The sequence below is a fragment of the Aeoliella sp. genome (assembly GCF_965227375.1).
Taxonomy (GTDB): Bacteria; Planctomycetota; Planctomycetia; order Pirellulales; family Lacipirellulaceae; genus Aeoliella.
Genome location: NZ_CBDDFX010000002.1, coordinates 2,082,001 through 2,096,855, shown reverse-complemented (window position 1 = coordinate 2,096,855; position 14,855 = coordinate 2,082,001). Strand labels below are relative to the sequence as shown.

Below are 14,855 nucleotides of genomic sequence, written 5' to 3'. Positions count from 1 at the left end.
TCCTTTCAACAGAATGTGGGAGTGACGCGAACGGCGTCGTTGTGTCTCCCGATTGTCAAAATCGCCTCAGTACTAAATGCTAAATTACGCTGCGGGGTTTACGGAGGCCGCTTCCGCAGCGACGTACTCTTCCGCCTCGGTGTCTTCCCAATAGTCATCCCGCAGCCCGGCCCGCATCTTGAATTCGACGTAGGCACAATACAGCGTTGGAACAATAAACGTTGTGAAAGGCTCAATTAGCATTCCACCAAAGATTGGCAGTGCCATTGCCCGGGCAACGTCGGCCCCACGACCAGTGGAAAGCAGCACTGGAATGAGCGCGACAATCGTGGTGATTGTCGTCATCATGCAGGGCCGGATACGTTTCAAACCGGCGTCGTAAATTGCCGTACGGACGTCGTTCACGCAGCGGATGTCCCGCTTCTTGAGCGTGTCGCGCATATAGGTCGCCATCACGATCCCATCGTCGGCCGCCAAGCCAAACAATGCGATGAACCCCACCCACATAGCTGTGTTCATCTCCACGCCCATCACGGCCACGGCAATCATGCCGCCCGCCGCGGCGACGGGGATGCCGGAGAATACGACTAGCGAAATGGGGAAGTTGCGAAAATGGAGATAGTGCAACAACAGATTGATCAGGATCACCGTGGGCACGATCCACATCAGACGTTGGTTGGCTTCGATTTGATTCTGGAACGACCCGACTGGTTGCAGCTCAAAGTTGCCGTCAGGAAACTGGAGTTCGCCCGATGCCCGGGCCGAGCGGAGCGAATCCATCACGGCCTCGACCGTTTCGATGTCGCCCGCCGCTCCCGAGGGTGAGAAAGAGACGTGAGCCACAAGCCGCGCGTCTTCGCTGTTGATAGCGCCAGGTCCCCAGGTCGTTCTCATTTCGGCGAGCCGATCAAGCGGCACCACATCGCCCGTAGGAGTAACCACCGAGACTTTTCCCAACTCGTCGGGTTGCTCACGGACACTTCGTTGATAGCGGACTTGAATTGGGTACCGCTCCCGACCCTCGACGGTCGTCGTGACGTCGACACCACCGAGTCCGGCCGATACGATCTGGTTGACCATCATTGTAGTCATCCCGTAGCGGGCCGATTCTTCCCGATCGACTTCAAACTCGTAGTACGGTTTGCCCATGACGATGTCGGGATTGACGGTCCCCGCATTAACGTAATGGTTTTCTCGCAGGTGTTCGGCCACGCTCATGGCAGCCTTACCGAGGCCTTCTAGGCTGTCGCCGTAGATCCGCACCGCCATCGAAGCCTTGATGCCGCTCTGCAGCATCACTACGCGACCTTCGATGGGCTGCAGGGCCGAGGCCGGTGTGATTCCGGGCAGCGTTGCCACAGCGTTGATCTCGTCCCAGACGTCGCGAGGCGTGACGCCTTCACGCCACTGATCGCGAGGTTTGAGCATCACGTAGGTTTCGATCATGGCGGCAGGGGCTGGATCGAGCGCCGATTCCACTCGACCGATCTTTCCCAATACGTCTGCGACTTCGGGAATCTGTTTAATCAGCACGTCCTGGGTTTGTAGCACCTCCATCGACTGCGAGAAACTCGCGGCCGGGTAGAGGCTGGGCATGTAAAACCAACTGCCCTCGTCGAGGGCGATCCAGTCGTCGCTTTTCAGTCCCGTAAAGGTATGCTTGACTTTGACGTAGCCAGGGACATTGTTCAGGTCCGCTCCCAACGTCTCGAACAGACTTTCAACGGGTTGGAGTACGGTCGGCAATCCGATCCAAGCCCCCAACCCCAGCACAAAGATCATCGCTGGCAACGAAAGCATCAGTGCCTTGCGGCGCAGGGCCAGTCGAAGTCGGCCTGCGTATAGCCACAACACAAAACGACTGACAGGGTTCGCCTCCAGAGGCTGAATCTTCTCCTTGGACATCCACCAGCCGACAAGAAGGCCCAAAACACCTGCAAGGGGCGCACTCGCCCAAGGGGCCAGCGACGTGAGACGTTCCAGTTCGTCGCCCCACAAGAAGTAAGTGAGGGTAGTAATCAACACCCCAAACCCGACTGCAGCGAGGAGGCTGTGAGCGCGTTTCATGCGAGAACTCTGCAAGAAGATGCGGCACAAGAGAGGTACAATCGTTACCGCCACGATCAAACTGGCCGCTAGAGCGAACGTCTTGGTCCACGCCAGCGGTGCGAACAACCGATGATCGCGACCGGTTAGAAAGAAGACTGGTAGAAAGCTGACAATCGTCGTACTTACAGCGGTAACCACCGCCGGAACGACCTCGCTGGCCGACTCCCGAATCACGGTTAGTCGTTTCCGCTCGCCGCCCGGGCGTCCACTGGCTTCCCACTCGGCCAGGTGGCCATAGATGTTCTCTAGCACAATGATCCCCATGTCGACCATGGTGCCGATGGCGATCGCAATTCCAGCGAGCGACATGATATTGGCGTCCACACCAAACAGCTTCATGGCGATGAATGCCATCAGCACTGCCATCGGCAGCGTAACAGCGATCACGATGCTCGCCCTCACGTGGAGCAGGAATAGTACCATCACGGCGATGGTGATGAGCGTCTCATGCTTCAGCGCTTCGGTTAGCGTGGCGACAGTTTCGTCGATCAATTGAGTCCGATCGTAGACTCCATGAATCTTGATTCCATCGAGTTCCGACTCCAGCGACGAGATCTTCTGTTTGACCCGCTCGATGACGTCACGTGGATTCTCGCCATACCTCATCACCACCACGCCACCGACCGCTTCCTGGCCGTTGTAGTCCAATGCACCCCGACGGAATGCTGGCCCAACTTGCACCTGAGCGAGGTCGCGCACTCGCACCGGGACACCGTCCCGGGTCTGGACGACTGTATTCTCGATCTGCTCCATTGTTTCGGCCTCGGTCTTGCCGGAGCCGATGAAGCCCAGACCGCGAACCAGAAACTCCATCCCACTTGTCTCGACCGTCTTTGCGCCAACGTCGATATTAGACTCCTTGACGGCCTGGACCACACGGCTGAGCGGCAGGTTGTGGTACCGCAGCGCGTCGGGATCGACTTCAACCTGGTACTGCCGTACGTATCCGCCGATCGACGCTACCTCGGCAACACCGTCCACCGACTGCAGGGAGTACTTGATGAAAAAGTCTTGCTTCGACCGGAGTTCCGCCAAGTCCATTCCTGCTGGCGGGTCCAGGACGTAGTAGTAGATCTGACCGAGTGCTGTTGCGTCGGGGGCGAGGCGCGGAAACACCCCTTCGGGCAGCGTGCCCCCGACTGTCGTAAGTTGCTCGGCCACACGTGAACGCGACCAGTAAAAGTCCACATCGTCGTCGAAGGTAACTTGCACGAAGCTAAAGCCGAACATGCTCTTGCCACGTACACTCTTCGACCCGGGCACAGCTTGCAGGGCGACCGACAACGGGTAGGTGATCTGATCCTCGATGTCTTTGGGAGAACGTCCGGGCCATTCGGTGAGCACGATCACCTGGTTCTCACCCACGTTGGGGATCGCATCAAGAGGCACTTTCTGTGTGGCGTACCAACCGTAGGCAACGAGAGCAACTGCTGCGATCAGCACTACCAATCGCTCGCGGAGACAGAAATTGAGTAGTCCGTTGATCATCGTGACACCTCCGTGCCATTCGCGGCAGAGTCGAGTTTGGCCAGGAATTTCGCCGGTTCCGCTAGCAGCCGTGACCGGCAGCCTTCGCAGCAAAGGAAGACGGTACGACCTTCAACCATCATCTTGACCGGCATGCCCATCGAACCAAGTTCCATGTCCGTAACTGGGCATAGCGCCTGCTGTGCAACCAGCTTCGCATCTTCTGGTGATAGCTCACCCAGGGCTTCGTCCTCAGCATTTACTGAACTCATAGGTGTCATTGCAGATGGAGAAGTTGGGTCGTCGGCAGCGATCATCATTGGCATGCCAATCGGTGGTAGGTTATCTTCGTCCAGGTCGAACTCCATCGAAGGCTCGGCCTTTGTGGGATCAATCAGCGAAGCATTTCCGGCCAATTGCATTTGTGAGTCAATTAAGAAGTTGCCGGACACCGCAACCTTCTCCCCTGCGGCCAGCCCGTCGAGAACGACTACCTGGTCACCGCTCCTGGGGCCTAGGACGACGTTGCGAATTTCGAATCGCCCTGGTTCGGTCTCGACATAGAGTACCGAACTCTCACCGGCTACTAGCACCGCACTGCGGGGAACGACCAATGCCTCCCCGGCGGCACTCGGGTCGCTCGTAAAGCCAAGATCGGAGGCAGGCACGAGATCGATGTCACAAAGCGGGCACTTGCCGGGTGTATCCTCAACTACTTGCGGGTGGCGTGGGCTGATCCACTTGCTGGCTAGTTCCGGATCGTACACGAGTCCTCCACCGGGCGCCGCGCCGAGGGGCGTTTCGATGGTAGCTTTGGCAAAGTCACCAACCCGCAGAAGACCCTTCTCGTTAGGCATTACCACCCTTACACCGACAGTCCGCTTTTGTGTGTCGACCACTGGATCAATGAAGGCCACTCGACCTGTGAATTCGCGGCCCGGAAGCGACTGAACCACCGCCGTTACCTGCTGGCCATAGCGTATTGCGGCGGCGTCTTCAGGGAAAAGCTGAAGCATCAGCCAGACGGTCGATAGGTCTGCCAACTCATAGATGGGCTGTCCTTCTTTGACGTATTGCCCCTCGGTGGCGTACTTCTTGATGACCGTTCCGCTTATGGGGGCGCACAAGTGCAGTCGGCTGTTCGCTTCGCTCGCCGATTCGAGCTCCAGGATTTGCTCTTCGGTCATGCCTAGCTCGATGAGCCGTTGCCGAGCGCTCCGATAAATCTCCTCGCTCGAACGCTGCACACGTGCCAGGGAAGAATCACGACTGTCGTTGTGCGCCTGCTTGGCTAGCAGTAGCTCAACTTGTGCCGAATAGAGCCGAGGCGAGTAAACCAAGGCCAAGTGATCACCCTTCTCAACAACCACCCCGGTGTAGTCGGCGTAGAGGCGTTCCAGTCGTCCATCAACATAGGCCGCTATCGTCTTCAGTGCTCCTTCGTCGTAATGCAACTCACCCACCGCACGGATTTGCCTGGTGACCGGTTTCGACTGTGCGGCCACGGTACGGATATTAGCGATGCGGCGACCAGCCGAATCGATCTGCACCGATTTGGTATCCGATGCGCCACCGCCAGAAGCAGCTGGTACCAGTTCCATCTCGCACACCGGGCACCGCCCCGGCCCCACCTGCGGCGGCGTGCATAGCATAGGACAGATATAGGTTCGCGTATCGCCTGCGCTGCTGGCTACAATTTCACCTCCACTACCGGCACTTACCCAGCCCCAACGCTGTGCTAGGCCAAGCGCTGCGATTAGAGTCGCGCCTACCGCGAGGAAGAGCAGTGGACCAGCGATCAACTGCACCCACCAACGGCGCGAGTCGCCCCGCTCAACAGAACCGGAAGTCGGCGTCTGCTGCAATGGAGTGGGTGAATTAGACGTTGTCTCGTCCTTCACAGTTGGGTCATTGGAATTGCTCATCGAGCACCTCGTTCGATATTTGTAGGAAGCTGGTCAGGCGACGAGGGAAGATCCTCGCCGCCGACCGGCAATTGGCAGTACTCAACCACAATGGGGACACGATCCGCTCGATGCAGGAGCCGAATAGTCCGTTGACTTGGGTGTCCTGCTCCGTGTGGATAGGCATCCGACGGACGACAAGCAGGCCACTACAACAATGAAGCCGAACATTCTCTTGAACATGATTTGCCTCGATTCCTTTCGAGTGAATGAAGTGAACTCCGATAATTTAACGCTTGGCGACCATCGCCAGATACTCCGCCGGGTCGTTCTGCACTTTGGCCACGCACCCCTTGCAGCAGACAAATAAGACTTGATCGCCGATCAACAACTTGGTGGGTGGACCGTGGCTGCCGAGCGCCGTTTTCATCACTGGGCAGATGCCCTGCAATCGAATGGCGGCGTCGTCAGCCGGAGTAGTCTCGACTACAATTACTGCGACCTTGGGCGCAGGGCTTGCTGCACTGCCCTGAGCTCCGTTAGTGCTTTGTGCAACGGGAGGGAGGCGATGGACTGGAGACGGACTGCCAGTTGGACCTGGCATTGCCATCCCGATATTGTTTGGTCCATGCTGTCCACAGCAGTCGGCAATCGCTCCCGACGCCGACGAGTTGCAGCAACTTGCCCCAGCAGCGCAGCAGCTGCCGCGACCTCCGGATAACCCCGCGGGAGTTGGTGGCAGATATTCGTTCGCTTGGGCGACAGCCACGGGCTCCGGCGATCCAAACACTTGGGCAAACTTGGTTTCTGATTCCGCGGCGCTAGGAACATCACTCAGGCTAAACTCCACGTCCATATCTCCTTTCCTCACCCGCGTGAGGTCGACGCTGGTCGCCAGGTAATCTTGTCCTGCTTCTGGGCGAACGTGATGCAGAGAATACGTGTAGCTTTTCCCGGTGCTTCGCACGTGCAAAACCACTTTCCCCTGCACGCCTCCGACACGTAGCGGATCGCGAAACATATTAAACGTGTACAGCCGGGTCTCTTGAGGGCCGTAAACGACCTCAAAATAATTCCACATGGTCTTTGTCAGTTGGCCACTATGTGGGGCCTGAAAAAGTGGGTCCGCAACCTGCTGGCGCATTGGGACGCGCCGTGCAGGGGAAGCTTCCGACTGCGTTGTGCTCGCTCCACCACCGCAGCAAGAACCTGCCACGGCGTTCGTGCCGCTGAAGGCTAGACTCATCGCAATGGCCACGATTGAGAGTCTGAGTACCCACGATTGATCATAAGGGAACATCCTGCTCCTCCTCCGAGTTCACATGAAGAATGCACGGACCTCCAAGCGAACAGGCTTGGTGGACTCTGCGTGCAAATGGGGCATCAAGAGACAGTCACATTAGTTGCATCAGGTTCGATGCGAAGCAGTGACAATGGCACACGGACGCTAGCAGTTTTTTACGATTAGCTAGGCGCGCACCGGTCCCGCAGGAGACGTTTCAGAGCCGGAATCGGCAGAGAGAAATGCAGCGGTCGATGCTCGACATGGAGGCATCTAGTTCTGCTGGCGAGGCCGAGAGCTGTTGCGAAGTAGCCAGTACTGCTTGACCAACGGTAGTGGACAGCGTCGCAGCAACCAAAATGCGTTCTGGCTGGTTATCCTCTACAGGAAGCGTTGCTGGCTGATTTGGAGAATCATTCTCGCCGCAGTGACAGTTGTCACCGCACGAGCACCCAGTACCGCTTACGCCCTGACCACAGCAACACGAACCGCCTTCGCAACACGAGCGACGCTGACAGCAAGAATGCCGTTGATCCCTGGGGCCATGGTCACCGGCCCTGGAGCAGCAGCCCGATTTGGCCTGGCAGCAGGTGCTCTTCTCACCACAGCGACAGATTTTGGCCCCGGTACAAGGACAGACGCTAGGAGCCGTCCCAGCACAGCAGGCAGTCGTCGACTCAGCCTGGCAGACGGCAACGCTGGCATCTTTGGTGCAGCCACACGCTGGCGCGGAAAGCCCCTGTAGAGGCGTCGCAATGGCTGCGAGCCATATCAGGACTCGGGCGAATGTGTGCTGTGCGAATCTCATAGTCAAACGAAAGTTGAGCCGGCAGGACTTCTTGGATCTAAGTAGGCTCTATCATTCTATCGACCTGTTTTCAGTACGATCGCAGAGAATATCTGAAACTTGCCGCTTTCCCTCCAGAAAAGCTGAGTGTTTACCGGAGCCTGCATCGTCGTAGGGATGAGTCCAGCCGTCAAGGCTGATGCGAGCTAGCTTGGCGGAAAAGCGCAGGTCACTAATTCGAGACATTCGAGACATTCGAGACCCAAGCGTAGATACATTGACGCCGTGTTTTCAGGAGGTGTTTCCCGAGGTGTGCGCGGAAGATCCGTACAGGGTAGGGGAGCAGGTGGCCACCCGGCGGACAATCGACGTAGTGAAGCGGGAAATCGATAGCAGAACTGCAAGGAGGAGCCACGGGCGAGCGCGTGCCGCAAGCTGAGAGTGGGGGAGTCCGACCTTCTCCTGCACTTCTCTGGACGAGAAAGTCGAGCCGAAAACCGGCCCCGAGGGATCCCAGGGCGGAGATAGCGCCTATTGATCGTGACCTAACAAGGGAGGAGAGAGAGGCGGCAGAATCTATGACTGTATCTGCGGTGCCACGTACCACAGAGGGCTCGAAGAAATCCACTCGAACAAGTACGACGAAGGCGTTACCTTATGCGCCGAAACACTACGTCGACCTTTCGACCAAAGCACGAAAGAGTGTTCAGCTGGCGATTGTGGAACTTCGCCACATCCGTAAGAAAGCCGGAAGACCACACACCATTAAGCACTTTATTGAAGAAGCGCTTACGGCCTGGAAGGATTCGCCGCGAGCTAGGTTAGATTTTGTGCCGGAGGGAAAGGGTGGGTAAGTGCAAATGATGCTGATCCCTTTGAGACTTTTAACAACGTCATCGAACTGGAGCTCAAAAGGGAACTTACCGATATCTGCCACGAACGCGGTAAGGTTGGCCATCCAGTAAGGACAATGGTCTTGATTCTAGATGATGCCATTTCACAGTGGCTGCATATGCAGGATGATTTGCAAAATCTGTACTTAGAAGCGATAGACTGACTGCAAGCGATATGGGCTTACAGCTATCTCTGAGAGGTAGCCGTGCTTGTCTAGACCAGCATGTCCAAGGAGTTGCTATCGGTAGTAAAAACAACTGAGCTGTGGCGCGAGAGCAAGGGCTCTAGGTATTTCCAATGGGCGTTTTGCCCCGCTCGGCACGCCAGCGGAGCACGGGTTTCGCAAGAGGCCGTTTCTGCGACGTCCGTTGGTGTATCGCAACTCCCGATCCACCACTAATCGCCCGAGCACATTCCATTCGTTCCAAGAGCACTCATTTCCGACGACTACTTACCCACAGAGCGTAGCCCGTACCACCAACTAGGAATGCAGCCACAACCAAGTGTGGAAAGTCTAGATGCTGGTACACATGAATGGCAAGAGTCATGAACAACGAACCTCCGAATACTGCGTAGAACAAACCCCAGCAGAACATTTGCGTCCACGTCAACTTAGAGATTTCCCTCATAATGCGTCGGCTACTCTTTCTTGGATTATGTGATGTTTTCCGCTTCTTCATCCTATCCAGCATTACTGCAAAGTGGTAATTTGTGGCGCGGGGTAGCACGCAACACTACAGGTTAGGCACAACCACTACCTCGACATATGCTTTCCGCGTTAGTATGAATCTTTATTGGGGCGTAACGGCATTCGCGGAGATGCTGCTACCGCCCGGATTGCCGGATGGACTTCTGATTCAATGGTTCCGATTACGGAAGCACAGCTATCGCCTGAAGCCGCAATCACCGGTGAGGTGTCCTCAGCTGGCTGAGAACGACTTATACCATGTGTTGCACTGGCCAAATTCGGTGACGGGGAGACCGATTCGTGTTCGCCTTGCTGCAGCGTTTCACGGTAGGGGCTGAGAATGAAATGTCGAAGCCTACTTAACCTCTCTTCCTGACGCCTCTCCTCCGAACAATATAAGACGCCGCCAAGCACTACGCTGTTGAGCGGACGCGGACTTTGATTCTGTAGAGCAATTCATCTGTACGGAGTCGCATTGGAGGTCACACAATACACGATCGAAGTACTCCAAGAGCGTAACACCCGTGAGCATGTTTTGATCTCCATTGGAAACGGGGGCAAGGAACTCCACACGCGGATGTTCGTCGCTATTGACGAGAGAGGCCTGACAAGACTCCCAGTCACCTTGGTAGTAGATAAAGAGTCTTTCGACAGACTGCAGGATGCTGTCAGCCGATCCTATGGTGTGACGTAGAGTTGCGAGGCGCTGTGTTATTCGTGTGGCATCTAGTTCCAACGCATTTTCACATCCGATAAGAGCAACGATCGGGCGTGCTGTATTCATCTCTCCCCACCACACCGTCGTGACGGGAAAAATACTAGCAAAGCTGTCGGCAATCAGCTCGAAATCACGCCAGCCCACTTGGTATAGCGGTATCCACTGGCAGAATATTCCACGGGGTTTCAGACGCTGGCGAACGGCCCTATAGTGCTCAACTGTATACAAGTATCCAGTCTCGCTCTCCCATGGCACAAACAAGTCGGAGACAATCACGTCAAATCTTCTGCCGGAAGCCAGAAGATAGTGACGGGCGTCGTCGATACGGACGGAGACTCTCGGGTGGTCGACCACTCGCTGATTGTAATCAGCGAGCAACTGCGCAGCCTCAACTACTTCTGGAATTAGTTCGACAACTACAATCCTTTCCACCTCGCGATGTGAAATTGCACCTCCAGCAGTCAGTCCTGTTCCTAGTCCAGTAAACAACACATCTTCGGGCCGTTCGTGCAGCAATAGGGGAATATGCGCTTGACGGTGCTCGCGGATGAAATCCCCTGTTCGCCCGAACCGGTAGTGCAGGTTTTGTCGCACGGCGTAGGAACTATTCGGCTGCTTAACGACGTCAATCCAACCGTAGGGTGAGTTCCAACGGCGATAGATTGTCTCACCAAGCTGGTGTCGGTTGTAGGCCGAGTCGATGGGGCAATAAAGCATGAGTATCGCCAAAGCCGTCACGATTGGAGCGAAACAGCAGGCAGAAGCTAACTGTCCATTGGCCACAAGGAATAGTAATCCGGTGATGAGCAGCAACAACGCACACACTACAAACGACTGCCACAGTCCAATGCATGGCAGTAAAAGGAAACTCGCCACCATCGCTCCTGACGATGCTGCAATCGCATTGACAGCTGTTATTTGTCCGACAGACTGCCCCGCCTCGTTGCCATGTCCCGTGCTCGCCCAGGCCAATGGCAATATCATCCCAACTAGTGTGAGCGGTGGTGATACGACGATCGCTACCAGAGTGAAGGCGCTACTCATGTACTGGAAGAATGAATCGCCATAAGAATAGTAGTCGAGATTCGTAAGGCGAATGAATATCAGCACTGAAGAGAGTGTTGTTATAGCGCCCAGGCAGGCCACCCAGCCCACGAGCGTTGTGGCATGGAAGCTACGTTGTAATCGTGCTGTAAGCGCGGCCCCGGAGGCAATCGACGCTAAGCAGACAGCAATAACCGCGCCAAAAGTATAAGTGCTATTATGAAATACGAGTGAAAACACTCGCATATAGAGTACTTCGAGGGTAATGGCTACGAATCCCGATATAGCCGCAAGTGACATCCAGCAACGGCTTCTGCTTTCATCCAGATTGCTGCCATTGTCATTCTTCTTATCGCACGGAGTCGATGTTACATGGTGCACGGCAGTTGTACTCAGTGCCCACAGGAAGACTAAGGTGGCGCATCCTCCTGACATAGCGGCCGCGAGGTAGCTACTAGTCCGGACCCCAATAGCACAAAGTAGAAAGCTGCTTGCAAGCAACGTTCCAACGAAAGCACCTGCGGTATTGAGCGCATACGCCATTGAGATGCGGGAGAATCGAAGGGTATTTGTTTCGCTAGACTGACTCTGGTTGGCGAGAAGTTCCGCCATCATTGGAAGCGTTGCGCCAAGCGCTGTGGTGGCCGGTAAAAGAAGCAAAAAGGCAAAGATCACTCTCGAAGCAGTCTGCCATCCAGCTGAGGCGCTACTCAGCAAAATAACAAAAGCCTGAGTCTCAAATCGCCACAAGATAGACGGAATCAGAACGGCCCAACCCGCTACCACCAACTCGGCCAGACCATAGCCAATCAGTGGCGAAACCCTCGCTGCCCACTTACCTCCTAGAAGATACCCTACAGCCATGCCGGCAAAATAGGCTGCAAGTACTACAGCAGTCGCCTGAACAGTATGACCGAAAAGCAAACCAATCTGCCGAGACCAAGACACCTCGTAGACCATGCTGGCAGCGCCTGAAACAAAAAAGGCGGCACCTGCAAACAGTGTGTAGCGAGACTTGGGGGCCCCAAGTGGACATTGGGGATCGCCCGATAAAGAATTGGCCGCTGGCCCCGATGCGATGGATTGGGACGATTTCAATCCGAGTATTGCGTGTAGGGCCCGGTGAGGATGCATCAATAGTTGGTTGCTGCTGTTTGCCGGCTCGCTGGTGTCCACCTGAATCTCCATGGATTTCTTATCCTCTGTGCCCCACACATGACAGCTGGTAACAGTACAACGAGCCCGGGAATACATGTACTGACCGCGCTTTCAATGAGCGCAATCTAGACGTTCAACAATCTCCACTTCAGTGAGGTCAATCTATTGAGTGTTATACTGACGTGCCAACAACTGATGTAGTCGCGCTGGACCAGCCGGGAGTGCTTCCTTACACCCCCGACTGAGCCAGGCGGGGAGAGTCCTTTCTGTTATAGGTGACGTATACGAATCTAGGGCCCACAACTGGGACACCCACCGGGGGGATGCTTTCTGGAGGCTGTTTGACAGCTCGTTGCGGCAACACTGAGCATGATTGCGACAAGTAACAACATGACACCTCTTGCGAACATTCCTTAGACCTCCATAAACGACTTTACAAGTGTGACCGGTGAGGAGCACATTTTCGGCCACATTACACAACTACTCTTTCACGCCTGCAGGAGAGAGCTACTTGCTCCATCACTCGCTCAGCCCCAGACGAAACTGTAGTGAATCGATCAATGAGTGAAGGACACCGCCATACACGATGACGTCATCGGCACCTGCCATGCTCAGCCACTCGTCAAGCGCGCCAGGCTGTTGCGGCGTATAGATCCAGACGGAACGATAGGAATCAATGATCCTCAGTTTTGCGGAGGTCAGCCAAGCACTTTCATCTGGCTGTGTAGCGCTCAGCAGGACAAGCTCAGCCCGATGGCGTACCATCGCGACCGATAGCTCGGCCGCACTCCTCGCTCGATGAGTAACGATTCCGTAACCGTGCATTAGACGTTCTACGGATGCGTACACTTCATCGCGAAACTCTACGATGATGGCCGCTCCAATTGCTGACGAATGCAGTAGTTGCCGTTTCTGCGGGCACCGACCATAACGGCCGGGATTACCGGACTCAAAACCTCTCACATCGCCATCCACTCCACTTAGTACACATGCCATATTCATTGATCGATAGTCCTTTATTGGTCTTGAAACTGTGAGCCGTCTCGCTACTCGCTGGAATACTTCAGCGATGCTGTATCACAAGTTGATACATGGTCGCGAGCACAGTGGCTCACACAGTGGAAACGCACGTTTAACCCACGAATTGGAGCTGGCGCTGTCGAAACCGTGGGTGTTAGGCGCAGTTCAAGCCAAGAAGCGACAAAGGAGTATGCACATGCCCAAGGACGTCCAGCTTAAGGACACTCCAAGCGGTTGGAATACCGCAAGAGCTGGTTTAGGAAGCAGAATATGTTGGTTGAATGCGGAAGAACAATAGCAAGGATTTAGATCACTCAGCTCAAACCTGAAAGATGTTGTCTCCGGCATGAGTCCAACAAAAGAGCCATGACACTTACAGGTGCAAGGCCGCGAAGGAACATGACGGTGGCCGCAGCTGGCCCCGCAAGGTGCTTCTGAACAAGTGGCGTCCGAACACCAGACACACGCGGGCCCACTTGGCGAGGTTCCCGCTGGGCCAACACTACCCTCACAGCAGGTGCTAATTGGACTTGGGCTGTCTGAACAGACGCACTGCCCCGCCAGTGCCGATTGGCACGACAACAAGAGAACGAGAGTTGCCACCACAGCTCTTCGGACGATGTGAGTACGACTATAATACATCAGACGAGATGAAAAGTGTTAACTAGAGGAGTACTGGACTACTTACAATACGCATCGTTAGCTCCCTGCTGGCTAATAAGAGGAAATAGCCTGTTCAGGTAAGTGCCAAGCTGGGGCCATGGATGATAGCAATATCGTCCCAAGCTTGCAGTTCTAGTTGTCGTGGCGGGTGAATCGATGCCGAAGTTCAACGAGTCGGTAAGTCTTGAAAGATGCAAAAGCCTCTCCCGTCCGCTGCCCTCCCAAGTATTTGTGCTGGAACTTTTGTAGCTTTCTTCGCAGTGTCCATCGGGCGATCTTCGATAGTACAGGGTGTGCTTGCTCCAGAGTCGTTATTGCTTCCGCATACAGCGGCGCTACGATGCCTTGGAACACATCGTTCACCAAGTCAAACGTTGGAGCTACATTGTGTGTTATGTCAACACTCTTAGAGACGAACAGACCATTCTCGCGTAAACGGGATTCAAAATCTTCCCACGCGTGTCCACCACTAATAGGACTTACTCCCATCTCCGAGCGCCGAAAGAAATCACAAATCACGATGCGTCCTGCGGGCCGCATTAGAGAAACCGCTTTCCTCATCGCGCCCTCCATATCTACGTACTGGAAGCTTTCCACAAAAAGTATCACGTCGAAAGCCAAGTTGGCCGTCTGCATTTGTTCAAAGCGGGAGTCAATGACTACTGCACGGTTTCCAAGCAATTCCCGCGCCGCCCTATTAAGCAAGAGATTCGGACTCACACAGGTCACGCACTTGCCAGCCATCAGGAGTCTATCAGCAAAACGCCCATTGCCACATCCAACATCCAATATGGTGGTGGATTCCACAGGCAAGCTCCCGATTACAAACTCACTGTATCGCTGCTGTGCTATGGATAGATTTGAGAGTGTTATTTCATCGCCAGTCTGCCACAATCCGAAATGGAGATCTTTAATACCGGCAAAGCGCTCCCCCAAGAGGGATCCGGCAGCGAGGGCGTAATCCTGCCATAGCCTTCGACGTTCTCTTCGCCTTGGCTCTGCCTTGACGCCTCCAGTAGAAGTTACTTCAGTAGCGACCGTTAGATGTTCTGCTGCTACCGCACACTCTCTATTGAGGACGCAAGGTTGTTCGAGCTGTTCGTCCACTGACATTGCTATCT

Annotated in this window: 6 protein-coding genes; all 6 read right to left on the bottom strand. The window is 55.1% G+C overall.

What is annotated here, in order from left to right; genetic code table 11:
- Nucleotides 1–84: 84 nt before the first annotated feature.
- The 6 genes from ACQK2L_RS21175 to ACQK2L_RS21150 all read right to left on the bottom strand — a co-directional run bounded on the left by ACQK2L_RS21175 (nt 85) and on the right by ACQK2L_RS21150 (nt 14,847).
- On the bottom strand, nt 85–3,597 hold the full coding sequence (locus tag ACQK2L_RS21175) for an efflux RND transporter permease subunit (protein ID WP_425399041.1): 3,513 nt from the start codon (nt 3,595–3,597) through the stop codon (nt 85–87).
- The gene (locus ACQK2L_RS21170; protein WP_425399040.1) at nt 3,594–5,501 is read right to left on the bottom strand and encodes an efflux RND transporter periplasmic adaptor subunit; all 1,908 of its coding nucleotides are present in this window, start codon (nt 5,499–5,501) and stop codon (nt 3,594–3,596) included. The genes ACQK2L_RS21175 and ACQK2L_RS21170 overlap by 4 nt, the downstream gene beginning before the upstream one ends.
- Before the next feature lie 268 nt (nt 5,502–5,769).
- Nucleotides 5,770–6,561, bottom strand: a complete 792-nt coding sequence (locus ACQK2L_RS21165; RefSeq protein ID WP_425399039.1) for a hypothetical protein — start codon at nt 6,559–6,561, stop codon at nt 5,770–5,772.
- A gap of 2,925 nt (nt 6,562–9,486) precedes the next feature.
- Entirely contained in the window at nt 9,487–12,081 is a 2,595-nt protein-coding gene (locus ACQK2L_RS21160) for a fused MFS/spermidine synthase (protein WP_425399038.1), read from the bottom strand.
- Between the two features lie 489 nt (nt 12,082–12,570).
- Complete coding sequence (locus ACQK2L_RS21155) at nt 12,571–13,053, bottom strand: hypothetical protein (protein ID WP_425399037.1); 483 nt, start codon at nt 13,051–13,053, stop codon at nt 12,571–12,573.
- Nucleotides 13,054–13,866: 813 nt separating this feature from the next.
- Nucleotides 13,867–14,847, bottom strand: a complete 981-nt coding sequence (locus ACQK2L_RS21150; protein WP_425399036.1) for a class I SAM-dependent methyltransferase — start codon at nt 14,845–14,847, stop codon at nt 13,867–13,869.
- Nucleotides 14,848–14,855: the final 8 nt, after the last annotated feature.